General features: G+C 65.6%; 19 protein-coding genes and 1 pseudogene. 8 read left to right on the forward strand and 12 right to left on the reverse strand.

Translation table 11 applies throughout. From position 1 onward, the window contains the following. Positions 1-92: 92 nt before the first annotated feature. Positions 93-2276: a TRAP transporter permease gene (locus L1965_RS04150; RefSeq protein WP_235755151.1), complete on the reverse strand. Its 2184-nt coding sequence runs from the start codon at positions 2274-2276 to the stop codon at positions 93-95. Between the two features lie 110 nt (positions 2277-2386). Beyond that, positions 2387-3358 (reverse strand): TAXI family TRAP transporter solute-binding subunit, encoded by a 972-nt coding sequence (locus L1965_RS04155; protein ID WP_235755152.1) that lies wholly within the window; start codon positions 3356-3358, stop codon positions 2387-2389. Positions 3359-3770: 412 nt separating this feature from the next. On the opposite strand from L1965_RS04155, the gene L1965_RS04160 reads away from it, so the two are divergent. Continuing rightward, on the forward strand, positions 3771-4292 hold the full coding sequence (locus tag L1965_RS04160) for a fasciclin domain-containing protein (protein WP_235755153.1): 522 nt from the start codon (positions 3771-3773) through the stop codon (positions 4290-4292). A 72-nt stretch (positions 4293-4364) separates the two neighbouring features. On the opposite strand, the gene L1965_RS04165 is transcribed toward L1965_RS04160, so the two are convergent. Next, the gene (locus L1965_RS04165; protein ID WP_235755154.1) at positions 4365-6323 is read right to left on the reverse strand and encodes a protein meaA; all 1959 of its coding nucleotides are present in this window, start codon (positions 6321-6323) and stop codon (positions 4365-4367) included. A 445-nt stretch (positions 6324-6768) separates the two neighbouring features. Between L1965_RS04165 and ccrA the strand changes: the two genes are divergently transcribed. Further along, the gene (gene ccrA / locus L1965_RS04170) at positions 6769-8058 is read left to right on the forward strand and encodes a crotonyl-CoA carboxylase/reductase (RefSeq protein WP_235755155.1); all 1290 of its coding nucleotides are present in this window, start codon (positions 6769-6771) and stop codon (positions 8056-8058) included. A gap of 129 nt (positions 8059-8187) precedes the next feature. Here the strand turns inward: ccrA and L1965_RS04175 are convergent, their stop codons facing one another. After that, a complete protein-coding gene (locus tag L1965_RS04175) occupies positions 8188-8394 on the reverse strand; it encodes a hypothetical protein (protein WP_235755156.1) in 207 nt (68 codons plus the stop codon). Between the two features lie 90 nt (positions 8395-8484). Here L1965_RS04175 and L1965_RS04180 point away from each other — a divergent pair, with 90 nt between their 5' ends. Beyond that, the gene (locus tag L1965_RS04180; RefSeq protein ID WP_235755595.1) at positions 8485-10032 is read left to right on the forward strand and encodes an ATP-dependent DNA helicase; all 1548 of its coding nucleotides are present in this window, start codon (positions 8485-8487) and stop codon (positions 10030-10032) included. 34 nt (positions 10033-10066) lie between these two features. On the opposite strand, the gene L1965_RS04185 is transcribed toward L1965_RS04180, so the two are convergent. Both L1965_RS04185 and L1965_RS04190 read right to left on the reverse strand, forming a co-directional pair. Further along, positions 10067-10867 (reverse strand): EcsC family protein, encoded by an 801-nt coding sequence (locus L1965_RS04185; RefSeq protein WP_235755157.1) that lies wholly within the window; start codon positions 10865-10867, stop codon positions 10067-10069. Next, the gene (locus L1965_RS04190) at positions 10818-11435 is read right to left on the reverse strand and encodes a GNAT family N-acetyltransferase (RefSeq protein WP_235755158.1); all 618 of its coding nucleotides are present in this window, start codon (positions 11433-11435) and stop codon (positions 10818-10820) included. Before L1965_RS04190 ends, L1965_RS04185 begins: the two co-directional genes overlap by 50 nt. Positions 11436-11544: 109 nt before the next feature. Here L1965_RS04190 and L1965_RS04195 point away from each other — a divergent pair, with 109 nt between their 5' ends. From L1965_RS04195 to L1965_RS04215, 5 genes and pseudogenes are all read left to right on the forward strand, one after another. Further along, positions 11545-12147, forward strand: a complete 603-nt coding sequence (locus tag L1965_RS04195) for a flavin reductase family protein (protein ID WP_235755159.1) — start codon at positions 11545-11547, stop codon at positions 12145-12147. Next, entirely contained in the window at positions 12144-12677 is a 534-nt protein-coding gene (locus L1965_RS04200; protein ID WP_235755160.1) for an adenine phosphoribosyltransferase, read from the forward strand. The genes L1965_RS04195 and L1965_RS04200 overlap by 4 nt, the downstream gene beginning before the upstream one ends. Positions 12678-12937: 260 nt before the next feature. Then, positions 12938-14197 (forward strand): PQQ-dependent sugar dehydrogenase, encoded by a 1260-nt coding sequence (locus tag L1965_RS04205; protein WP_439332045.1) that lies wholly within the window; start codon positions 12938-12940, stop codon positions 14195-14197. Continuing rightward, positions 14194-14781, forward strand: coding sequence for a c-type cytochrome (locus tag L1965_RS04210; protein WP_235755161.1), 588 nt, complete (start codon positions 14194-14196; stop codon positions 14779-14781). The genes L1965_RS04205 and L1965_RS04210 overlap by 4 nt, the downstream gene beginning before the upstream one ends. Positions 14782-15082: 301 nt before the next feature. After that, positions 15083-16233, forward strand: a pseudogene (locus L1965_RS04215) (IS256 family transposase). Positions 16234-16283: 50 nt separating this feature from the next. On the opposite strand, the gene L1965_RS04220 reads toward L1965_RS04215, so the two are convergent. From L1965_RS04220 to thrC, 6 genes are all read right to left on the reverse strand, one after another. After that, positions 16284-16637: a hypothetical protein gene (locus L1965_RS04220; protein WP_235755162.1), complete on the reverse strand. Its 354-nt coding sequence runs from the start codon at positions 16635-16637 to the stop codon at positions 16284-16286. A gap of 26 nt (positions 16638-16663) precedes the next feature. Continuing rightward, a complete protein-coding gene (locus L1965_RS04225; RefSeq protein ID WP_439332059.1) occupies positions 16664-18298 on the reverse strand; it encodes an FMN-binding glutamate synthase family protein in 1635 nt (544 codons plus the stop codon). A gap of 79 nt (positions 18299-18377) precedes the next feature. Then, positions 18378-19775 carry an FAD-binding oxidoreductase gene (locus L1965_RS04230; RefSeq protein ID WP_235755164.1) on the reverse strand — a complete coding sequence of 466 codons (1398 nt, stop codon included), beginning with the start codon at positions 19773-19775 and terminating at the stop codon, positions 18378-18380. 78 nt (positions 19776-19853) lie between these two features. Next, positions 19854-20435, reverse strand: coding sequence for a GNAT family N-acetyltransferase (locus L1965_RS04235; protein ID WP_235755165.1), 582 nt, complete (start codon positions 20433-20435; stop codon positions 19854-19856). Further along, positions 20435-21709 (reverse strand): M16 family metallopeptidase, encoded by a 1275-nt coding sequence (locus L1965_RS04240; protein ID WP_277882936.1) that lies wholly within the window; start codon positions 21707-21709, stop codon positions 20435-20437. The genes L1965_RS04235 and L1965_RS04240 overlap by 1 nt, the downstream gene beginning before the upstream one ends. Then, the gene (gene thrC / locus L1965_RS04245; protein WP_235755166.1) at positions 21706-23085 is read right to left on the reverse strand and encodes a threonine synthase; all 1380 of its coding nucleotides are present in this window, start codon (positions 23083-23085) and stop codon (positions 21706-21708) included. Before thrC ends, L1965_RS04240 begins: the two co-directional genes overlap by 4 nt. Positions 23086-23093: the final 8 nt, after the last annotated feature.

Consider the following 23093-nt stretch of genomic DNA (forward strand, 5'->3'; position numbering starts at 1 on the left):
TTGCGGCCACAAGGGCCTGGTCGGTGTGGCAAGCGGCAAGCCCGGCGTCCAGATCACCCGATACGCCCGCGTCGTCATCGCGCAGGCAAGGCTCAGTCCATGCCGCGGGCCAGGTTTTGCGGCCCGATGAAGCGCTTTTGCAGCAGCCAGACGAGAATGCCGGTCGATAGCCCGATCGCGTCGGTCAGCCAGCCCGCCGCGATCATCGACAGCGCCGCCGCCATCAGCAGGATCCGCAGCGGCCAGCCCAGACGGCCGAAATACCAACCCTGCACCGACGCAGAGAGCAGGTAGATCCCCACCAGCGCAGTGACCAGAACATGGATGACCTCGAACCAGCTGCCCTGCATCAACATGGCCGGCGAAGTGAAGAACATGAACGGCACCACGAAGGCCGCAAGGCCGAGGCGGAAACTCTCGACGCTGGTTCTCATCGGGTCGGACTGCGAAATGGCCGCGCCGGCATAGGCGGCAAGCGCCACGGGCGGGGTAATTGCCGACATGACCGCAAAGTAGAAGACGAAGAAATGCGCGGTCAGCGGTTCGATCCCCATCTGGATCAGTCCCGGCGCGATCACGCTTGCCGCGACCGCATAGGCCGCGGTCGTCGGCATCCCCATGCCCAGGATGATCGACACGATCATGGCGAAGAACAGGGCGATCAGCTGGTTCTGGCCGGCCAGCCCCAGCAGCATCGACGAGAACCTTGTGCCGATCCCGGTCAGGGCGATGACGCCCACGATGATCCCCGCGGCGGCACAGACCGCGACCAGTTGCAGCGTCATCTTCGCCGCGATCTCGAAGGCGTAAAGGATCTTGCGCAGCCCCATGGGATAGGGCGTCAGCCAGCTGACGACCGCCGCCGAGGCCATGCCGTAGATGCCCGCGCGGATGACCGAGTATCCGGCAAAGAGCGAGACGATGAGGATGACGATCGGCAGGAACAGATAGACCTGCCGTGCCAGCTTGGCGAATTGCGGCAATTCCTCTCGCGGAAGGCCCTTCATGCCGAACTTCTGTGCGGACAGATCGACCATGAAATAGATCGACGCGAAATACAGCATCGCCGGAATGATCGCCGCCACGACGATCTCGGTATAGGGGATGCCGGTGATCTCGGCCATGATGAAGGCGCCGGCGCCCATGATCGGCGGCAGGATCTGCCCACCGGACGAGGCGGCCGCCTCGATCGCGGCGGCGGTCTGGGCTGGGTAACCGACCCGCTTCATCAGTGGAATCGTCAGCGACCCGGTCGATACGACATTGCCCGCGCTGGTGCCGTTGATCATGCCCATCAGGCCAGAACCGAACACCGCAACCTTGGCCGGCCCGCCCCGCGCTCCGCCCGCCGCGGCGAAGGCGAAGTTCACGAAATACTCGCCCACCCGACTTGCCTGCAGGAACGCGGCGAAGGTGACGAACAGGATGATATAGGTCGATGAAATCGCGGTCGTCGGGCCCAGAATGCCCTGATCGGTATAGACGTAGGTGAAGAACCGGGTCAGCGAATAGCCGCGATGCTGCAGGATCCCGGGAAGCCAGGGCCCGACGAAACTGTACAGCACGAAGATCCCGGCAATGATGACCAGCGCCAGCCCCGCCAGCCGCCGCGTCACCTCGAGGATCAGGATCACCCCGGCAAAGGCTGCGTACATGTCCGCCTGTTTCGCCAGCGCAGTGCCGGCGCGCAAACGCAGCAGCGGCGCGTGATAGATGATGTACATCGCCGCCGCGATCGCGGCCAGCGCCAGGAACAGGTCCACCACGTCGAACCGGTCGCGCCTGCGATCCGGCATCACCCAGCCCAGCACGATCAGCCAGACCGTACCCAGCAACAGGGGCAGCCCGAAGGTCAGCGTGTAGTCGTCACTGCCGGCGGCCTGTCCGACCTCTTGCCCGGTCAGATAGAATATCAGCACCTGCGCGAAAGCCACCGTCACCGCCACGGCACCCGGCGCCATGAGCAGCATCCGCCGCCGGTCGGGCGCTGTCGCCTGCTCCGCGGTATCCGCGTCCGTGCCGAACACGCCCGACGAGAACAGCAGAAACCCCAGCGCCAGCCCGCCGCCCACATGGATCAGGCGATATGTCCAGGTTTCCAGTGGGTAGAGATACATCACACCGATATGAAACACGGTGTAGACGATGCAGGCGATCGACGCGACAAGCGCAAGCCTGTCCGTCGGCATCCGCTGGTTTGCGGTAAAGATCTCTGCATCGACACCAGAGGCGATGAGCGCGCCGTCAGGCGCTTGCTGGGCTGAGGTCTGGGACATGGCTTCCTCACCGGGATGACGGAAAGTCTGCGCGCCTTCCCCTTCCCGGAACCCGCCCCTCACGCGATGCGCGGGGACGGGACGCCAGGCCGGGGTCGGCGGTCAGCCGATCACCTGAGGTTGTCGGGAATGGTCACACCCGCTTCGGTGAAATACTGCACCGCTCCGGGATGGTAGGGCATGAAGCTGTTCTTGTCCCAGTTCTCGCGCAGTGTTTCCCGGGCCGCGGCATGGATCTGCACCATGCGGTCGGGATTCTCCATCGCCAGCTTGGTGATCTCGTAGGCCAGGCTGTCAGGCATGTCCTGATGCGCGACGGCAAAGTTCCACAGCGCCACCGTCTCCTGATCGTAGTCGTGCCCGGTGTAGGTGCCTGCGGGAATGGTCAGGGGTGCCATGGCCGGATAGGCTTCGAGGATCTTCGGCAACTCGTCCTCGGTAAAGCCGAACATCACCACATCCTGACTGGCAGCCAGTTCCGCGAAGGCCGAGATCGGCACACCTGCCGCGAAGGCGAAGGCGTCGATCAGCCCGTCCTGCAACTGTCCCGCGGCGTCTGCTGCACCGGCATAGGACACCGTCGCGTCGACCTCCAGCGCCTCCATGAACAGCGGCCAGTACGTGCCGGGCGTGCCGCCGGCGGGACCAACGCTGACCCGCCTGCCGTCCAGATCGCTGACCGAGGTGATGCCCGACGACCGCAGCGCGACCACCTGGAAGGGCGTCTGATACATCGGAAAGAGCGCGCGGATCGACTTGTGCTCCAGCCCCGGCGCCAGTTCGGATTTGCCCATCCACGCATCATAGGCCGGTCCCATTGTCACCAGGCCCATCAGGTGATCGCCGGTCTCGACCAGCGTGACGTTCTGGACCGGGCCGCCGGTCACTTCGCCAGTGGCATTCACGCCAAGCGCCTCGGTGATATAGCTGGCGAACCCGTTGCCATAGACGAAGTACGTGCCGCCCTGGCTGGCGGTGCCGATGGTCAGGCTGTTGGGCCAGTCGCTGCGATCCTGCGCGATGGCGCCACCGGCAGCGAATGTGGCCGCGGCCGCGATGGCCGCAAGTGTCTTCAGGCTCATGTGATCTCCTCCCCGAGCGTTCTTTTCTTGGCGCGCGCCTGATCCAGCCGACAGTGAGGGCAGCCAGGCCCGACAAGACGCATCTGAACATGCCCGATGCGTTTGCGGCAAGCCTTTCCGCGCGCAACTGGACTATCGGCGCGGCCGTCGCGGAAAATCGGCCCGCATCGCCGAGACGCCGAACGGCAAGCCCACAGCCGACGCGAAAGACCGGGGAGGCTTGCGACGATGGGAAGGACTTCCATCCCGATTGTCGCATGATCGATCCCTTACGCCGCCCTTCCGGGCAGCGCTTTCATCGGCGCCCTCCGCATCGCGCGCGATTTTTTCACGAAGGCGTGATCGTCTGCACCTCATGTCCCCGACCTTACGTGAATTGTGTTACCTGCGTCCAATACCAAGGAGGATTACGATGCATTTTGCTAAGTTTACCGCTCTTGCCGCCAGCGCCGTCATGATGGGCTCCGTTGCCTTCGCCGACATGCACGGCGATATGCCCGCGACTGTCGTCGACATCGTGGTGGGTTCCGACGACCACACCACGCTCGAGACTGCCGTGGTCGAGGCTGGCATGGCCGAAACGCTGTCCGGCGAGGGCCCGTTCACCATCTTCGCCCCGACCGATGCCGCCTTCGCCGCGCTGCCCGAGGGCGCGCTTGACGCGGCGCTGGCCGAGGAAAGCAAGGAAACGCTGACGGCGATCCTGGGCTGCCACGCCGTGGGCGCCAAGGCCATGGCCGCGGACGTCATCGCCATGGTCGAAGAGGGTGGCGGCACAGCCGAAGTCACCACCGTCGGCAACTGCAAGCTGAACCTCACCGTCGTAGACGGCATGGTCAAGATCAATGACGCGGTCACAGTGACCGCCGCCGATCTGGCTGCTGGCAACGGCGTCGTTCATGTCATCGACGGCGTCCTGATGCCGGCGATGTAAGCCCTGTCTTTTGGCAGAGTTGGAAGAGGGGGCCTGCGGGCCCCCTTTTTTCATGCCGATCGCCGATGCGGTTCAGGCCGCCGCCGCGCCCGGCTCGACCAGTGCCACGATGTCCATCATGATGGTGTTCAGCTGGAAATCCTTGGGCGTGTAAACCCGCGTGACCCCCATCGCCAGCAGCCTTCGCGCATCCTCATCGGGGATGATGCCGCCCACGATCACCGGCACATGGCCCAGCCCCGCCTCGCGCATCCGCGCCATCAGATCCTCGATCAGCGGCAGGTGGCTGCCCGACAGGATCGACAGGCCGACCACATGCGCCTCGTCTTCCTTCGCGCGGGCGACGATCTGCTCGGGGGTCAGGCGGATGCCCTCATAGGTGATGTCCATGCCGCAGTCGCGGGCGCGGAAGGCGATCTGCTCGGCGCCGTTGGAATGGCCGTCCAGACCCGGCTTGCCGACCACGAATTTCAGCCGCCGGCCCAGCCTTGCGCTGACCGCATCGACGGCCTCGCGGATGTCTTCCAACCCTTCGGTGCGGTTCGAGGGGCTCGCCGACACGCCGGTCGGGCCGCGATATTCGCCATGGATCTGGCGCATGACGTCGGCCCATTCGCCGGTCGTGGCGCCCGCCCTGGCCGCCTCGATGGAGTAGGGCATCACGTTACGCCCCTCCGACGCCGCCTGGCGCAAGGCGGCCAGTGCCGCCTCGACCGCCGCCTCGTCGCGCGCGTCGCGCCACGCCCGCAGCCGGTCGATCTGATCCTGTTCCAGCTCGGGATCGACCACCATGATGCCGCCATCCCCCGCTGTCAGCGGCGATGGCTCGCCCTGCTGCCAGCGGTTGACGCCCACCACGACGGTCTCGCCAGCCTCGACCCGGTTCAGCCGCTCGGCATTCGATTCGACCAACCGTGACTTCATGTAGTCGATGGCGGCGATCGCCCCGCCCATCTCGTCCAGCAGGCGCAACTCGTCGCGCGCGCCCTGCTTCAGTTCCTCGACCTTCGCCGCGATGGCGGGGTTGCCGTCGAACAGATCAGCAAATTCCAGAAGGTCGGTCTCGTAGGCAAGGATCTGCTGCATCCGCAGGGACCATTGCTGATCCCAGGGCCGCGGCAGGCCCAGCGCCTCGTTCCAGGCCGGCAGCTGCACGGCCCGCGCCCGCGCGTTCTTCGACAGCGTGACGGCCAGCATCTCGAGCAGGATGCGGTAGACGTTGTTTTCAGGCTGCTGCTCGGTCAGGCCCAGGCTGTTGACCTGCACGCCATAGCGGAAGCGGCGGAATTTCGGGTCCTCGATTCCGTATCGCTCGGCCGTGATCTCGTCCCACAGCTCGGTAAATGCGCGCATCTTGCACATCTCGGTCACGAACCGGATGCCGGCATTCACGAAAAAGCTGATTCGGCCGACCATCGCCGGGAAATCGGCCTGCGGCACCTTGCCCTTCAGATCGTCCAGCACCGCGACGCCGGTCGCCAGCGCATAGGCCAGTTCCTGCTGCGGCGTCGCCCCAGCCTCTTGCAGATGATAGGAACAGACATTCATCGGGTTCCATTTCGGCAGATGCTCGCGCGTGTAGGCCGCGACATCGGTAATCATCGCCAATGAGGGCTTGGGCGGGCAGATATAGGTGCCGCGCGACAGGTATTCCTTGATCAGGTCGTTCTGGACCGTGCCCTGCAGCTTGCCGATATCAGCGCCCTGCTCCTCGGCCACGGCGATATACAGCGAAAGCAGCCAGGGCGCAGTCGCGTTGATCGTCATCGAGGTGTTCATCTGCTCCAGCGGGATCTGGTCGAACAGCGCCCGCATGTCGCCCAGATGGCAGACCGGCACGCCGACCTTGCCGACCTCGCCGCGCGCCAGCACATGGTCGCTGTCATAGCCGGTCTGGGTGGGAAGGTCGAAGGCAACGCTGAGGCCGGTCTGGCCCTTCGCAAGATTGCCCCGATACAGTTCGTTCGATTTTTCCGCGGTCGAGTGCCCCGCATAGGTGCGGAACAGCCAGGGTTTGTCCTTCTCGGCCATCGCAGATGCCCTCGCAACAATATTTCCGTTGCTGACCGGATACAGAAACATTCCTGCGCCGTCAATTCGCCGCGCTGCGGCGTGGCGGGGATTTCGGCTTAGCCGACCGCAGCGCGCAGCCCTGAGCCACACCGGGACGGCGGACCGACATGCGGCGGCTGCGGTTTCGCTGCCTTTTTCGCACACACGCCCGATCCCGGCCTGCCGCCCGGCCCGGCCCGATCAGGCTTCGGACTTCGGCGCGATTCGGCCCCAGACCCGGATTTCGCCGTCGCGGATGCGGCAAACTTCTGCACTGCGGCTACGCACGCCCGCACGACACGCCAATTTCGGACATATTGTTACCCAAATTACCCATCAGCCTGTTGCAATGTTGCGCGCACACCGATACGCAACTGCAAGAAGCGTGGCGATTCTGCGCTGCGGCACGACGAAGGAGAAAATCATGGCCCTGGACGCACCGTCCCAGATTGCGCCTTACGAGGCGCCCGAGAAGGATCTCTACGAAATCGGTGAGATGCCGCCGCTTGGCCATGTGCCCCGGCAGATGCATGCCTGGGCGATCCGCCGCGAACGGCAGGGAGAGCCCACTCAGGCGATGCAGCTCGAGGTCGTGGATACGCCCACGATCGACAGCAACGAGGTGCTGGTCCTGGTGATGGCGGCAGGCGTCAACTACAACGGCATCTGGGCGGGGCTCGGCATTCCGGTCAGCATGTTCGACGTCCACAAGCAGCCCTATCACATCGCCGGGTCGGATGCCTCGGGCATAGTCTGGGCCGTGGGCGACAAGGTCAAGCGCTGGAAGGTCGGCGACGAGGTCGTGATCCACTGCAACCAGGACGACGGCGACGACGAGGAATGCAACGGCGGCGACCCGATGTATTCACCGACCCAGCGCATCTGGGGATACGAGACGCCGGACGGCAGCTTCGCGCAGTTCACCCGCGTCCAGTCGCAGCAGCTAATGCCGCGCCCGCGCCACCTGACATGGGAGGAATCGGCCTGCTACACGCTGACGCTGGCCACCGCCTACCGGATGCTGTTCGGCCATGAGCCGCACGAGCTGAAGCCCGGCATGAACGTGCTGGTCTGGGGCGCGTCGGGCGGCCTCGGCTCCTACGCGATCCAGCTGATCAACGCTGCGGGCGGCAACGCCATCGGCGTGATCAGCGAGGAGGACAAGCGCGACTTCGTCATGGGTCTCGGCGCCAAGGGCGTCATCAACCGCAAGGAATTCACCTGCTGGGGCCAGCTGCCCACCGTGAACACGCCGGAATACAAGGAGTGGTTCAACGAGGTCCGCAAGTTCGGCAAGGCGATCTGGGACATCACCGGCAAGGGCAACAATGTCGATATCGTCTTCGAGCACCCCGGCGAGGCGACCTTCCCGGTCTCGACATTCGTGTGCAAGAAGGGCGGCATGGTGGTGATCTGCGCCGGCACCACCGGCTTCAACTGCACCTTCGACGTGCGCTATCTCTGGATGCACCAGAAGCGCGTGCAAGGCAGCCATTTCGCCCATCTCAAGCAGGCCAGCGCGGCCAACCGGCTGATGCTGGAACGCCGGCTCGATCCCTGCATGTCCGAGGTGTTCCCCTGGGCCGAGATCCCGCAGGCGCACATGAAGATGTACAAGAACCAGCACAAGCCGGGCAACATGGCGGTTCTGGTGCAGTCGCCGACGACCGGGCTGCGCACCTTCGAGGACGCGCTGGAGGCCGGACGCCTCTAGCAAGCGACCGACACGGATCAAGCCCGCCGGGTACCGCCGCATCGCGCGCGGTGCCCGGCTGTCTCTGCACGCCGCCGATGCGATCATCTCTCCACGCCGCCCTGACCCGCGATCCGGGCGTCGGGCCGGTCAGATGTCCGTCCCACCGGCACCGGAATAGCGGCATTTCCATTCGCGAACGGTTTCGCGCGGATGTGTCTCGATCCACCGGGCCAGTTCGTTCTGACCTTGCAGCATGCAGGTGAACAAGCCGTTCTGCTCTTCGAACAGAAGGCTGCGATCCTGGCAGACATCGGGCTCGGCCATGAGGCATGTGACGAAGAACAATTCGATCATCCTGCTTCCTCCCTGCGCGCAACCACGCGCGATTTCGCGAAAGGTTGCATGGCTCTTCGCTTTCCGGCGGCGGCGCGATATGGCTGGGCGATGACCGGCCTGTCCACCGCCCCTGCCCCCGTTCCCGCGCTGTCACCCGATCAGGCCGACGCCTGGGACGCGCTGGCAGAAACCTTCCGCACCGCCGGCGTCGATCTGGTGGCCGAAGAGATCAGCCCGCCAAGACCCGGCAAGGGCCGGGTGATGGCAGTGATCGGCAAGGCCGGCTCGGGCAAGACGCTGCTGCTGTCGGAAATGACCCGCGCCCTGCGTGCCGCCGGCGTGGACATCATCAGCGCCGATTACGAGGGTCGCCGCCGCAAGGACCGCCGCACGGTGGCGATCCTCGCGCCGACCAACAAGGCCGCCTTCGTGCTGCGGACCCGCGGCGTTCCGGCGACGACGATCCACCGCATTCTCTACACCCCGGTCTATGACCCCGAATACGAACGCATCGCCGAATGGCTGACCGGCGAGGGCACACGCCCCACGATCGACAGCCTGTCCGACGAGGCTCTGGCCCGCGCCAGGGCCTTCTACGACCAGCACGCCTCGATCCCCGGCGCGCTGGCGGCGGCCGGCCTGCGCGGCTCGGACTTCATCAAGGGCTGGAAACGGCGCGAGGACGGTCTGGATATCGGCCTGATCGACGAATCCTCGATGCTGGACGAACGCCAGTTCGACGATCTGCGCGAGATCTTTCCGGTGCTGGTGCTGTTCGGCGACCCGGCGCAGCTGGCCCCGGTCGGCCAGTCCGGCGAGATGGTTTTCGACCGGCTTGCCGAAAGCCAGCGGCTGGTCCTGCACCGCATCCACCGCCAGGCCGATGACAGCCCGATCCTTGATCTGGCCCACGCCTTGTCCGACGTCAGCCTGACCTTCGATGCCTTCGAACGCCTCGTGCGCGAGGCGGCGTCCCGCGATGACCGCGTGATCTGGGCCGAGCGCGTCGAGTCGGACCTGATGGCCCGCAGCCCGGTTCTGGTCTGGCGCAACGCCACGCGCATCAGGCTGATCCACGCTTTCCGCGCCGCATTCGGCGCACCCGGCGACGCGCTCTTGCCGGGCGAGCCGCTGGTGTGCGACGGGCTGGAACTGCCGCTGAAATACCGCAAGAAACGCATCGACCTCGAGGCGCGCGGCCTCATCAAGGGCGCGCAGGTCATCTATCTGGGGCCGGGCAAGAAATCAGGCTTCTCGCGCCTTCACGTGATCGGGGCCGAGGATCCGCGCCTGTCCGCGGCCAGCATCGTGAAGATCGAGATGCCGGGCCAGGACGAGCCCTTCATCCCCTACGCGGCACATATGGGCGCGGCCTTCCTGCACGGCGCGGCGGTCACCATCCACAAGTCGCAGGGCAGCCAGTGGCCCGATGTGCAGGTCTTCGGGCCCGACATCGCCGCCGCCGCATGGTCCAACCGAACCGAGGCGGGCGTCGCGTTGTGGAAACGACTGGCCTATGTGGCCATCACGCGCGCGCAGGAACGGCTGCACTGGATCACCCGCGCCCGCCTCGCCCGGCCGCGCGCCGGTCTGTCGACCGATGATCTGGCGGTGCCGGTCGCCCCCCTCGCGCTCGAGGCCGGCGAGGACGACTAGGCTTGCCGGGGCAGCGAACGCACCGAAACCGCCATCACCGACGCGCCGCGCGGCGCTCGTCGATCCGCTCGATCGACAGCCGCAGCGCCTCGACCAGCGCCTCGTGGGGCAGGCCGGTTTCGTGCGCCAGCCGCATGATACCGAAATGCACCCGCGCCAGTTCCTGGTAATAGCGCGCGAAGGTATAGTTGATCGAGGCGCCCACGAAGGCGCCAAAGACCGGTGCGGCCTGCGCCGCCAGCTTCTGCCCCAGCGACACCGAAAGCCGCGGCGCGACCCGGCTGATAAGCCCCTGGACCGTCTGACCGGTGACCGACAGCCGGGCCGCCAGCAGGCCCAGATCGCTTCCGTCATCATCATCCATCGGGCCAGCGGCGGCGAAGATGCGCAGACATTCCATCCGCACCTCGTCGCTGTCGGGGTCCAGCCCGTGTTCCGCGGCGATTTCCAGCATGGAGCGCAGCAACAGCGTGACCGTGAACGGCAATTCGACCATCGCGCCGGCGAACCCGGCGGCGCCACCCGCCGCGCCGCTGACGGTCGAGGCCATGCGATTGAACCAGTCGCCCCGGTCCCGGACCACCCGCCGCGTTCCGGCGGCGGCGGCAAAGGCGCGGCCGAGCGCGATCCGTGTCAGCCGGTCCATGCGCGAGCGCACGAAGTCCGGCAGACGCTCGATCAGCCCCTCGGCGCTGTTGCCGATCATCGACATGATCTCCATCCCCAGCCCGCCGGCATCGGCATGGCGCCGCGCCAGTCGGTCGATCTGGGCGCGAATCGTGGGGTCACTGATCGGCGGCAGCACCGCCTGGCGATTGGGAACCATCTGTGTCATCTCTTGGATGCTCGACCTCGCTACATGCCGACCCGATATGGGGAGTCCCGGCCATTTCCGCCAGCCCTGCGCGAAGCTCGGGTCGTTCCTCGCGCGTGACCATGCCCTGCACCCCAACCCAGGCGCCGTCGTGAAGTTCCAGCCCCAGCACCCGGTCGGGGTTGGTCGGGGGCGGCATCTCGACACCCTCCAGCTTGTGGAATCCGAACCGCGAATAATAGGGCTCGTCGCCGACCAGCAGCACCCGGCCCCAACCCATCGCGCGCGCGCGCGTCAGGCTGTTGCGCATCAGCAGGCCGCCAAGCCCCTCGCCCTGCGCGGTCGGATGGACGGCGACCGGACCCAGCAGCAGCACCCTGTGCGGGCCGATGCGCGCCGGCCAGAACCGGATCGCGGCCAGCACCATACCGGACGGGTCGCGCAGGATCAGGCACAGATCGGCGACCCTCGGCACGCCCTCGCGCAGACGATAGGATGACAGCGCCGTGCGCCCCGGCGAGAAGCACAGATCATAGAGCGCCTCGACCTCGTATTCGTCCGCCGGCGTCTCGGGGCAGATCTCGTACATCGCGCCTCCTCGTTCTGCCGGCGCCTTAGCATGGCCGTTGGCCAAGCGGAACATTGCAGAGCCTGAAAAGCGATGGCAGGTTGGGCAGGCTCATCACAGGAGGCCGCCCATGTTCTATCGCCCCGAAGCCGGTCACGGCCTGCCTCACAACCCCTTCAACGCGATCGTCGCGCCCCGGCCGATCGGCTGGATCTCGACCCGCGGCGCGCAGGGCGACAACCTTGCGCCCTATTCGTTCTTCAATGCCGTGGCCTATGTTCCGCCGCAGGTGATGTTCGCCTCGACCGGGGCCAAGGCGGACCGGGGCGGCACCAAGGACAGCGTCGCCCAGATCATCGAGACCGGGGTGTTCTGCGTGAACATCGCGACCGGCGACCTGCGCGACCAGATCAATGCCAGTTCGGCCGCCCTTGATGCCGGAACCAGCGAGTTCGCGGCAGCGGGGATCGACGCGGCCGAATGCCGCAGCATCGACTGTCCGCGCGTGGCCGGCGCCGCCGCGGCGCTGGAATGCCGCATGACACAGATCGTGCCACTGGCAGGCAAGGCGAATGTGATGGTGCTCGGCGTCGTCACCGGCGTCCATATCCGCGACGATTGCGTGATCGACGGCCGCTTCGACCCGCGCCGCGCCGGCGGCTGGATCGCCCGCCTCGGCTACAAGGATTACGCTGCCGTCCACGACCTGTTCGAGATGGAGCGCCCGGCATGACCGTGACGGTCCGGGACTATATCCGCACCATTGTCGATTTCCCGCATGAGGGGATCATGTTTCGCGACGTGACCACGCTGTTCGCGGATGCGCGCGGCTTCCGCATGGCGATCGACCAGCTTCTGCACCCCTATGCAGGCGTCCGCATCGACAAGGTCGTGGGGCTCGAGGCGCGCGGCTTCATCCTTGGCGGCGCGCTGGCCCACCAGCTTTCGACGGGCTTCGTGCCGGTCCGCAAGAAGGGCAAGCTGCCCGGCACCGTGATCTCGGAATCCTATCTGCTGGAATATGGCGAGGCGGTGATGGAGATCCACGACGATGCCCTCAAGACCGGCGAGCGTGTGCTGATCGTCGATGACCTGCTGGCCACCGGCGGCACGGCCGAGGCCGGGATCACGCTTTGCCGCCGCCTTGGCGCCGAGGTCATCGGCTGCGCCTTCGTCATCGACCTGCCCGATCTCGGCGGCCGCCAGCGGCTGGAAGCGATGAACATGCCGGTCCACGCGCTCTGCGCGTTCGAGGGGGATTGAGCGCAGGACCGCGCCTGAGTCAGCACCGGCCCGGGGGGCAAATCCACATATCCGCCGCATCTCGCATGGGGCAGGCGTCTCACAACGCCCCGCCCGATGAGACGGCGATGCCGCCTCGAAGGCCAGGTCCGGGTCGCGGCCCGGGTTCGATCATTTGGCGTTGACTCAAGGAACGGCCCGCGCAACCATCCATGCACGGTAGCCGGTACCGCAATCTCGTCCGAAAACGAGAGCCTGGAATTGACTCGGGAGGAACGATCATGATGCAGCGCAGCCTTGCTGCCGTGCTATGCACGACAATGCTGTCTTCGCCGCTTGCGGCGCAGGACAACATGGACAAGCTCACCAACATGCAAAAGACGGACGCGACCTTCGCGTTCGTCGATCAGGGGGGCGAACGAGCCGAGGCGCTCAGGGCGATCGTCGAGCACATCAATGTGCCCGATGGATTCGAGGTCAGCCTCTATGCCGTCGTTCCGGACGCGCGTTCGATGGCGATGGCGCCCCAGGGCACCGTGCTGTTTGCAGGGACGCGCAAGGACAAGGTGTGGTCGATCGTCGATCGGGACCGCGACCGGGTGGCCGATGAGGTCAAGAATTTCGCGCCCTCGGTCACGTTCGACATTCCCAACGGGCCATGCTTCTCGCCCGATGGCTTCCTCTACATCGCCGAACGCAACCGCGTGCTGGTCTTTCCCGCGGCAGAGTTCTTTTTCGAAGGCCCCGACCCCGCGGTTGGCGTCGTTGTCGCGCAGGGCGAACTGATCCCGCCAGAAGAGGAAAGCTTCAATCACACCGCGCGCGTCTGCGATATCGGCCCGGACGGGAAGCTCTACGTGTCGCTGGGTCAGCCCTACAACGTGCAGCCCGTCGAGAAGCTGGAGATGTACGACGAACTGGGGATCGGCGGCATCATCCGGATGAACACAGACGGGTCAGAGCGCGAGGTGTATACCCGCGGCATCCGGAATTCCGTGGGCCAGGACTTCAATCCGGCCACGGGCGAGCTGTGGTGGACCGACAACCAGGTGGACGGGATGGGCGACGACATCCCGCCTGGCGAACTGAACCGTCAGACCGCGGCAGGCCAGCATTTCGGCTTTCCGTGGGTCAATGGCGGGGTCGAAATTCCCGAATACAAGGATGTGCCGCGGCCCGAGGGCGTGACCTTCATCGAGCCGCAGCTTGAACTGACCGCGCATGCGGCCGATCTTGGCATGCGTTTCTATCACGATGACAGCTTCCCCGAAAAATACCATGGCGGCATCTTCTGGGCGCAACACGGGTCCTGGAACCGCACCGTGCCCGTGGGCGCGCGGGTCATGTTCACGGCGCTTGACGAAGAAGGCAACGCCGCGGGGGCGCAGGTCTTTGCCGATGGCTGGCTGAACGAGGCCACGGGCGAGTATCGCGGACGCCCGATGGATATCGAGTTCCTGCCCGACGGCTCGATGCTGGTCTCCGATGACTTCGCCGGCGCAATCTGGCGGATCGCCTATGTCGGGATGCCTGCCGAGTGAGGCATCCGGCCATCATCATCCTCGGCGGGCTTGCGCTCGCCGGGGGGCTTTCGGCGCCAGCCCGGTCCGAGGATCCGCAAGCGGGGCGGATGGTTGCCAACATGTGTCGCACCTGTCACGGGATCGACGGCTATGCCGCGATCCCCATCGCGCCGCATATCGGCGGCGAGCCGGCATCCTATCTCGAGGCTCAACTTCTGGCCTTCAAGACCGGCCAGCGGGAACACGAGATGATGAGCGTCGTCGCGGCCGGTCTGAGCGCACAGCAGATTTCCGACGTGGCGGCGTGGTATGGTGCCCACACGGCGCAGGGAACCTTGCCGCAGGGTGTCGCGGCCGAGGATGCCCCGCAGGCCTGTGTATCCTGCCATGGTGCCAACGGGATCTCGCCCATCCTCGACGCGCCGAATCTCGCAGGTGAAACGAACATCTACATCGACACGCAGCTCAAGGCCTTCAAGCGCGGCAAACGGCAGCACGACATCATGTCCGAGGTGGCGGCGGGGATGACCGATGACGAGATCCGGGCTGTCGCGGACTGGTATGCGGCGGTCAATCTCGAGATCCTGCCCCCCGCAGACTGATCACAAGCTGAAATTGGCCCTGTAGCGCCCACGCTCGCCACCTGATTCGCGGAAAGTCGTGGCTTGTCCTGCAGCCACACGGCGAGCGTAGGCAGCCTGCCCGGCCCTGTGCCGACCGTCGCTGGCAGTGTTCGGGCACGTGGTGAAATTTCTGCGCCGTCATCGGTGTGATCTCAGGTGGCCATCGATATGTATGGTCGAGGTGGAGTTTGGCGACCTCGACCACGAACCACACCGAGACCCCGATGATCAAACGCAAACCGGACTTAACCGAGCTTTTGCAAAGCATGATCAGGGCGACTTGCTGCGCTCGATCGTGGAGGCTGTTCTGCAACCGATGATCGAGAGCGATGTCGATGGCCTGATCGGTGCCGGCCGCCATGAACGGGCTGAGCAGCGCACGACCTGGCGTAATGGCTAACGTGACCGCTCTCTGGACACCCGGCTGGGAACGCTGAACCTGAAGGTGCCGACGCGGCGGCAGGGCAGCGATTCTCCCTGGCTTCCTTGAGGCCCGCAAAACGTCTGAGCAGGCCCTGGTTGCGGTGATCCACGAGGCCTGGACCGGCGGCGTCTCGACCCGGCGTGTTGACGAGCTGGTGCGGGCCATGGGGCTGAGCGGCATCTCGAAGAGCCCCCTGGCCAAGCTGTGCAAGGCCATCGATGAACGGGGCGGCGAGTTCCTGGACCGCCCGCTGACCGGGGACCGGCCCTATGTCTGGATCGACGCCGCCTGCCTCGAACAACGCCAAGGCGGGCGGATCGTCAGTGTGGCTGCCATAATCGCCGTTGCCGCCAACACGGAGGGGCGTCGCGAGATCATGGGTCTGGGTGTTGGTCCCACGGAGGCCGAGACCGTTTGGATGGGCTTGCTGCGCGGCCGGAAGGCCCGCGGCCTTGATGGCGTGAACCCTGGTGATCAGCGACGCCGATACCTTCCTGAAAGGCGCAAGCGCGCGCGTCTTCGAGGCGGCATGGCAGCGCTGCCGCGTTGACTGGATGCGCAACGCCCTGGCCCATGTCTCGCGCGGCCAGCACACGGTCGTGGCCGCCGCGATCCGGCAGGTATTTGACCAGCCCGACCGTCAATATGCCGGGGAAACCTGGCGGCGCGTGGCTGATCAGCTCCGCCCGCGTTGGCCCAAGCTCACCGACCTGATGGATGCCGGCGAACTTGATGTGCTGGCCTATATGGCGTTCCCGCGCCAGCATCGAACCAAGTTGCATAGCACGAACCCGATAGAACGTCTGAAAAAGGAGGTGAAGCGTCGTGCCGAGGTCGTGGGCATCTGCCCCGTCCGGGCCTCGATCATGCGTCTGATCGGCGCCGTGCTGTTCGCGCGGAACGACGAATGGCAGACCTCAAACCGCTACGTGGTGGTCGCGGCCTTCGCGCAGATCGGCGAGGAGAACATCGACCCCATTCTCAGCAGAACAACGAAAGCCGCCTGATGATGACCTCAGGCCATCTGGGAAATTGCACCACCTTGACGGACGGTCCCTCAGAAGGGTGTCAGCATTGTGTAGGGCAACTTGATGCATATCCAGGTGCTCTCGTGCTCTGCGGGCTCGTCGATATGCACCCATGTGCATTTACCGGCGATGCATCCGGCCATGCGGAAGGCACTCCGGGTCTTGTCGTCCGTCGTTTCGGCATCTTCGACCCTGAGCGCATTCACCTTCCGGCCGCTCGCCTCGATGGCCCGGGCGATGTAGTCGGACGGGCGATCAATAAATGCCTTCACATCGTCACCAAACAACACAAAATCAATCTCGCCCTGCGAGATCACCATTTCGCGTTTCGGATCTCCGGTGAAATGAACTTCGGCGTGATCGGATTTCGGCGTTTCGCGCAAGCTGAAATACGAAGTCGCACGAGCCTTCAGGCTGCCATCGCCCAGCTGTCGATCTGCGCGCGGTTCCAGTATTTCGCGAAGGCGGGATGGGTCACCTCTCCCTCCAACAACGCGCCGGGGCTGGCCCAGTCGTAGAGGCTGGCCGCCGACCGGACCTCTCGCGGCCCGGTGCGAATCATCAGATGGTCGGGCGTGAATTCGTCCGGATGGCACAATCCCGAACTTTCGCAGGCCTCCTTCAACGCATGCATCGTCGCGGCATGGAACCGCGCCGCCCGCTCGGCCTTGTCGGGCACGACCAGCGCGCGATAGCGATCGGGATCCTGGGTGGTGATGCCGGTCGGGCATTTGCCGGTATGGCAGGCTTGCGCCTGGATGCAGCCGATCGCGAACATGAACCCGCGCGCCATGTTCACGCCGTCCGCGCCCAAGGCTGAAATCCGGCAGATATCGAACGCCGTGATGATCTTGGCCGACGCGATCAGCTTGATCCGATCCCGTATTCCCAGCCCGACCAGGGTATTGTGGACCAGCATCAGCCCTTCGCGCAGCGGAGCACCCTTGTGGTCGGCGAACTCGACCGGCGCCGCCCCCGTGCCTCCCTCGCCGCCGTCCACGACGATGAAATCGGGCGCGATTCCAATGCTCTGAAAGGCCTTGGCCATCGCGAACCATTCCCAGGGATGGCCCACGCACATCTTGATGCCGACCGGCTTGCCGCCTGACAGGTCGCGCAGCTGGGCGATGAATTCGCACAACCCGCGCGGCGTCGAGAAGGCCGAATGCGACGCCGGGCTGACACAGGCGACGCCGACCGGTACGCCGCGCGCCTCGGCGATCGCCTCGGTCACCTTCGGTCCCGGCAGGATCCCCCCGTGGCCTGGCTTGGCGCCCTGGCTCAGCTTGATCTCGATCATCTTCACCGCCGGGTCGGCAGCCGCGAGGCTGAAACCGTCCGGATCGAAATTGCCGCTCGCGTCGCGGCAGCCGAAATAGCCCGAACCGATCTGCCAGACCAGATCGCCCCCCATCCGGTGAAAGCGCGAGATCGATCCCTCTCCGGTCGTATGGGCAAATCCGCCGGCCTTCGCGGCCCGGTTCAGCGCTTCGATCGCGTTGGGCGACAGGGCGCCATAGGACATTCCCGAAATGTTCACGACCGAGCTGTCGTAGGGTTGCCTGCAATCCGGACCGCCGATCCGGATTCGGAAATCCTGGTGATCCAGATGCGTGGTGGCCATCGAGTGATTCAGCCACTCATACCCGCTGCTGTAGACATCGCGCAGCGTTCCGAACGGCCGGACCCCCTCGACCCCTTTCGCGCGGCGATAGACGACCGCCCTCTGCTCTCGCGAAAAGGGCGTCTCGGCATGGTCGTCCTCGACGAAATACTGCCGGATCTCGGGGCGAAAATGTTCCAGCAGGTATCGCATTCGCGAGGATAGCGGATAATTCCGCATCAGCGCGTGCTGAGTTTGCAGCAGATCGTAGATTCCGGTCAGCGTGCCGGCCAGCCCCAGCACGGCCAGAAGCCATCCAAGCCCCGGCGCGGCCGAGGTCAGCAGCAGCCCCAGCGGGATCAGCCCGACCGCTATGGCGAACGGGATATAGCGTTCATAGTACCGAACGCGCTCGGATACGCGGGTAAAGCGAAGGCGCATCATCTTCTCCCTGTCTCGGACGACCATGCCCGAATATGATGGAAAACTTAAGAAATGATATTCGCAGCAATGGCTCTTCTCACAAGACCGCCCCGGGGTTCATGATTCCCGCCGGGTCCAATGCGGCCTTGATCGCGCGCATCGCCGCCAGACGGACCGGGTCTGCCCAGGTCGCCAGATCGCGTGTCTTCAGCCGCCCGATCCCGTGTTCGGCCGAGAAAGAGCCTCCCCTTGCCACGACCATCTCATGGATCATGCGGGACAGGGCTGGGCGAAGATGCTCGTACTCCCCGCGCTCTCGCCCCGCGGCAGGGAACAGGTTGAAATGCAGATTGCCGTCGCCCAGATGGCCGAAACAGTTGATCCGGATGTCACTCTGGTCGGCCAGCAGAGCGCCGGCGTCGTCGATGAACCCCGCCACCTCGGACAACGGCAGGCTGATATCGTGGCTGGCAATGGCGCCCACCGCGCGGTTGGCCAACGGGATATGCTCGCGCAGCGCCCAGAAATCGGCCGCTTGCCGGCCCGATTGCGCGATTACCCCGTCCTTGACCAGCCTTGCCTCGGTACCCGCGACGAACAGGGCCTCAAGCGCTGTCTCTGCGGCCAGGCCCGCAGGCAGCCCGACCTCGATCAGGACAAGCCAGTCCGGCGCGGGCTGGAACGGCTGGCGCATCAGCGGGAAATGCTCGGCCAGAAACCGCAATCCCTGACCCGCGATCAACTCGAACGCCGTCACGCCGCCCGCCATGTGCGCCTGCGCCAGGGACAGAAGCCGCAGCGCCGATCGAGGGTCCTCGACCACCAGCAAGGCCACCCCGGTCTCGGCTGGAATCGGCGCCAGCACCAGCGAGGCGGCGGTGATGACCCCCAGCGTGCCCTCGGCGCCGATCAGCAGGTCGCGCAGGTCATAGCCGGTGTTGTCCTTTCGCAGCCGCTTCAGGTCGCGCATGATCTGACCCGAGGGCAACACCGCCTCGATTCCAAGGCACAGTGCCCGGGCGTTGCCGTGGCGCAGGACGTTGACCCCTCCGGCGTTGGTCGAAAGGACGCCGCCGATCTGCGCGGACCCCTGGGACGCCAGCGACAGCGGAAACTGTCGTCCGACCGAGGCCGCCGCATCGCGCGCATTCTGCAACGTCACGCCGGCCTCGGCCACCATCACGCCCTCATCGGCGAAAACCTCGCGAATTGCCGCCATTCGCTCCAGTGACAGGATCAGCGGCGCCGGTCCGTCCGGCATGACCTGGCCTCCGACAAGTCCGGTACCGCCGCCACGCGGCACGATGGCCACCCGTTCCCGGGCACAGGCGCGAACCACCGCCGCGGCTTCCTCGACGTCGCGCGGCGCGGCGACCAGCCCGGCCCGCCCCGCGAAGCGACCCCGCGGCTCCTCCAGATAGGCCGGCGCCACGTCGCGCAGAACACCAGCGGGCAACCGCGCCGCAAGCCGTTCATCCGCAGGGTTCAGTCCCATGTCGTCACCCTCTTTCCTCGCACCGTACAGGGGGGGTCCGGGGGGCCGGCCCCCCGGCCATCGCGGGACGCAATATCCCTAGCGCGCCTCGCTGCGTCCGCGCCGGTCACCGCGCAGATTGGCGTAAAGGACATGATTGCGCCACCTGCCATTGATCTGCAGATAGCTTTGCGCGACGCCCTCGTACTTGAAGCCCGAACGCTCAAGCACCCCGCGCGAGGCGGCGTTCTCGGGCAGGCAGGCCGCTTCGACGCGCGACAGGTCCAGCGTCGTGAAGGCATGATGGACCAACGCCCCTATGGCCTCGCGCATATATCCCTGGCGGATGAAAGGCTTCCCGATCCAATAGCCCAGCGTTCCCGACTGCGCCGGCCCGCGACGAATATTGTCCAGGGTGATGGCGCCCAGCAGAACGCCATCGCGGCGCAGCAGGAACAGCGGCAGCGCCGTCCCGCCCCGGCTCGCGCGCGCGGCCCAGTAGACGCGGTTGGTAAAGCTCTTGCGTGACAGGTGATCGGGGGACCAGACCGGCTCCCAGGGGGTCAGGAAATCGCGGCTCTCGACCCTCAGCGCCGTCCAGGCGTTGAAGTCGGAATGGGCGGGCAGCCGCAGGACGATCCGCTCGGTTTCCAGCCGGACGGGGCGTCTTCTTGGAAACATCAGGCGGCAAGCCTTTCGGCAAGCTCTTCGCGCGAGGGCGCCGACTTCACCGGACCATACAGCGCCAGTGCCGGACGCGCCTGACCGATCAGCCGCTCGGCATGGGCCCGCACATCCGCCAGGCTGACAGCCGCGATGCGCTCGGCCACTTCGGTCGGGTCAAGCACCCTGCCCCAGATCGCCAGGACGCGGGCGATCCGTTCGGCCTGCGCCGAGGGGCTTTCCAGACCCATCAGCAGGCCGGCGCGCAGCTGTGCCTTGGCCCTCGCGACCTCGGCCTCGGTCATGTCGCCTGCCGCACGCTTGACCTCGTCTATCGTCAGCCTGGCCAGATCGGACACATCCTCGCCGCCGGTACCGGCATAGATGGTCATCATCCCGGTGTCGTCGTGAAAGCCGGACTGCGCGAAGATCGTGTAGCAAAGCCCGCGTTCCTCGCGGATCTTCTGGAACAGCCGCGACGACATGCCGCCGCCAAGCGCCGCGGAAAAGATCTGCGCCGCATAGAAATCCGGCGCCAGATAGCCCGGTCCTTCAAGCGCTAGCGCGAAATGCGCCTGCTCCAGCTTCTTCACCCGACGCAGTTCGCGGCCCTGCCAGACGGCGCCTTCGCGCGGCTTCTGCAGGATCGGAGACAGGGATCCGAACGCGGCCTCGGCCAGCCGCACGATCCGGTCGTGATCGACGGCTCCCGAGGCGGCAACGATCATCTGCCCCGGACCGTAATTCTCGGCAACGAAATCTGACAGATCGGCGCGGCCGAAACCGCTGACCCGTTCGACCGGCCCAAGGATCGGCCGGCCGATGGCCTGGTCAGGATAGGCGGCCTCTTGCAGCCAGTCGAAGATGATGTCGTCGGGCGTGTCCATCGCCTGCCCGATCTCTTGCAGGATCACGCCACGCTCGACCTCGATCTCGCGTTCGTCGAAGACCGGATTGAGGACGATGTCCGAAATCACGTCGAAGGCCAGATCGACATCATCCTCGAGCACGCGGACATAATAGGCCGTCGCGTCGCGCGAGGTATAGGCGTTGATGAAGCCGCCGACATCCTCGATCGCCTCGGCGATCTGCAGGGCACTGCGCGTGGCGGTGCCCTTGAAGGCCATGTGTTCCAGGAAATGCGCGATGCCGTTCTGTTCGACCCGCTCGTTCCGCCCGCCGGCATTCACCCATACCCCAAGGGCCGCCGAATGAAGGCCCGGCATGGTGCGCGTCGCGACGCGCAATCCGTTGGGCAGCGTCGTCAGGCGCAGATGCGGGTCGATCGTCAATGGGCTCTCCGTTCCAGGATCAGCGATTTCAGGGCCTCGATGTCGTTGTCCACCCGCGTCACACGCTCGGGCAGATCGAAAAGGCCAGCCATATGGGGCGGCAATGCCGGCCGAATGCCAACGGCTTTCTCGACGGCGTCGGGAAATTTCGCCGGATGGGCTGTCGCCAGTGTCACCATGGGCACGCCCGGCTCGACATGTTGACGCGCGACCGCGACACCCACCGCACTGTGCGGGCAAAGGATCTGGCCGGTTTCCTCTCGCACCGTGCGGATCATCGCCAGCGTCTCGTCCTCGCCGACCCGGCCGGAAAGATATTGCTCCTGAAGAGCGTGACGCGCGCCCTGGCTGATGGCAAAGCCGCCGCCCGTCCTCAGTTCGTCCATCAGTTGCGCGATCGCCGACCCATCGCCCCCATAGGCCCAGTAAAGCGCGCGTTCGAAGTTCGAACTGACCTGGATGTCCATCGAGGGGCTGATCGTGGGATGGACCTCGCCCACGCGATATTCGCCGCCTGTCAGCGCCCGGTGCAGGATGTCGTTCTGATTGGTGGCCACGATCAGGCGGCGGATCGGAACGCCCATCGCGCGAGCGACGCTGCCAGCGAAGATGTCTCCGAAATTGCCGGTCGGCACGCAGAAATCGGTGGGTCGCATGCCCAGACTGGCGGCCGCGGTGAAATAGTAGACGATCTGGGCGACGACCCGCGCCCAGTTGATGCTGTTGACACCGGCCAGCCCGACCCCGTCGCGGAAATCATGGTCGTTGAACAGATCCTTCAGCCGCGCCTGGCAGTCGTCGAAATGCCCGGTCACGGCCAGTGCGTGGACATTCGCGGCGTCGGGTGTGGTCATCTGCCGGCGCTGCACCTCGCTGACGCGGCCATGCGGGAACATGATGAACACGTCGACATTGTCGATTCCCCTGAACGCCTCGATCGCGGCGCTGCCGGTATCGCCCGAGGTCGCGCCAACGATGGTGATCCGCTGGCCGCTGCGCTTGAGCGCGATCTGGAACAGCTGCGCGATCAGCTGCATCGCGAAATCCTTGAAGGCCAGTGTCGGGCCGTGAAACAGTTCCAGAAGGTGATGGCCGGGGGCCAGCTGGTTCAGCGGAGCCTTGGCGCTGTGTTCGATGCGGCCATAGGCACGCTCGATCGCGCCACGCAGATCGGCATCGCTGAAGCTGTCGCCGGTAAACGGGCGGATGACGCGAAAGGCCACCTCTTCATAGGGAAGACCGTCCAGATCCTCGATACCCGAAAAGGCCGGGACGGTTTCGGGCAGATACAGCCCGCCGTCGCGGGCCAGCCCGGAAAGCATGGCCTGTTCGAAATCGAGAACCGGGGCCTGCCCCCGCGTCGAGACGTAACGCATCGCCGTTC

Origin of the sequence: Paracoccus salsus, assembly GCF_021556615.1 — a bacterium.
Taxonomy (GTDB): domain Bacteria; phylum Pseudomonadota; class Alphaproteobacteria; order Rhodobacterales; family Rhodobacteraceae; genus Paracoccus; species Paracoccus salsus.

Bases quoted from the DNA above. Each gene is read 5' to 3' on its own strand.
- L1965_RS04165 (WP_235755154.1), bottom strand. From the start codon at position 6,323: ATGGCCGAGAAGGACAAACCCTGGCTGTTCCGCACCTATGCGGGGCAC.
- L1965_RS04200 (WP_235755160.1), top strand. From the start codon at position 12,144: ATGACCGTGACGGTCCGGGACTATATCCGCACCATTGTCGATTTCCCG.
- L1965_RS04195 (WP_235755159.1), top strand. From the start codon at position 11,545: ATGTTCTATCGCCCCGAAGCCGGTCACGGCCTGCCTCACAACCCCTTC.
- L1965_RS04190 (WP_235755158.1), bottom strand. From the start codon at position 11,435: ATGTACGAGATCTGCCCCGAGACGCCGGCGGACGAATACGAGGTCGAG.
- ccrA (WP_235755155.1), top strand. From the start codon at position 6,769: ATGGCCCTGGACGCACCGTCCCAGATTGCGCCTTACGAGGCGCCCGAG.
- L1965_RS04230 (WP_235755164.1), bottom strand. From the start codon at position 19,775: ATGGGACTGAACCCTGCGGATGAACGGCTTGCGGCGCGGTTGCCCGCT.
- L1965_RS04205 (WP_439332045.1), top strand. From the start codon at position 12,938: ATGATGCAGCGCAGCCTTGCTGCCGTGCTATGCACGACAATGCTGTCT.
- L1965_RS04150 (WP_235755151.1), bottom strand. From the start codon at position 2,276: ATGTCCCAGACCTCAGCCCAGCAAGCGCCTGACGGCGCGCTCATCGCC.
- L1965_RS04180 (WP_235755595.1), top strand. From the start codon at position 8,485: ATGACCGGCCTGTCCACCGCCCCTGCCCCCGTTCCCGCGCTGTCACCC.
- L1965_RS04225 (WP_439332059.1), bottom strand. From the start codon at position 18,298: ATGCGCCTTCGCTTTACCCGCGTATCCGAGCGCGTTCGGTACTATGAA.
- L1965_RS04185 (WP_235755157.1), bottom strand. From the start codon at position 10,867: ATGACACAGATGGTTCCCAATCGCCAGGCGGTGCTGCCGCCGATCAGT.
- thrC (WP_235755166.1), bottom strand. From the start codon at position 23,085: ATGCGTTACGTCTCGACGCGGGGGCAGGCCCCGGTTCTCGATTTCGAA.
- L1965_RS04155 (WP_235755152.1), bottom strand. From the start codon at position 3,358: ATGAGCCTGAAGACACTTGCGGCCATCGCGGCCGCGGCCACATTCGCT.
- L1965_RS04235 (WP_235755165.1), bottom strand. From the start codon at position 20,435: ATGTTTCCAAGAAGACGCCCCGTCCGGCTGGAAACCGAGCGGATCGTC.
- L1965_RS04160 (WP_235755153.1), top strand. From the start codon at position 3,771: ATGCATTTTGCTAAGTTTACCGCTCTTGCCGCCAGCGCCGTCATGATG.
- L1965_RS04175 (WP_235755156.1), bottom strand. From the start codon at position 8,394: ATGATCGAATTGTTCTTCGTCACATGCCTCATGGCCGAGCCCGATGTC.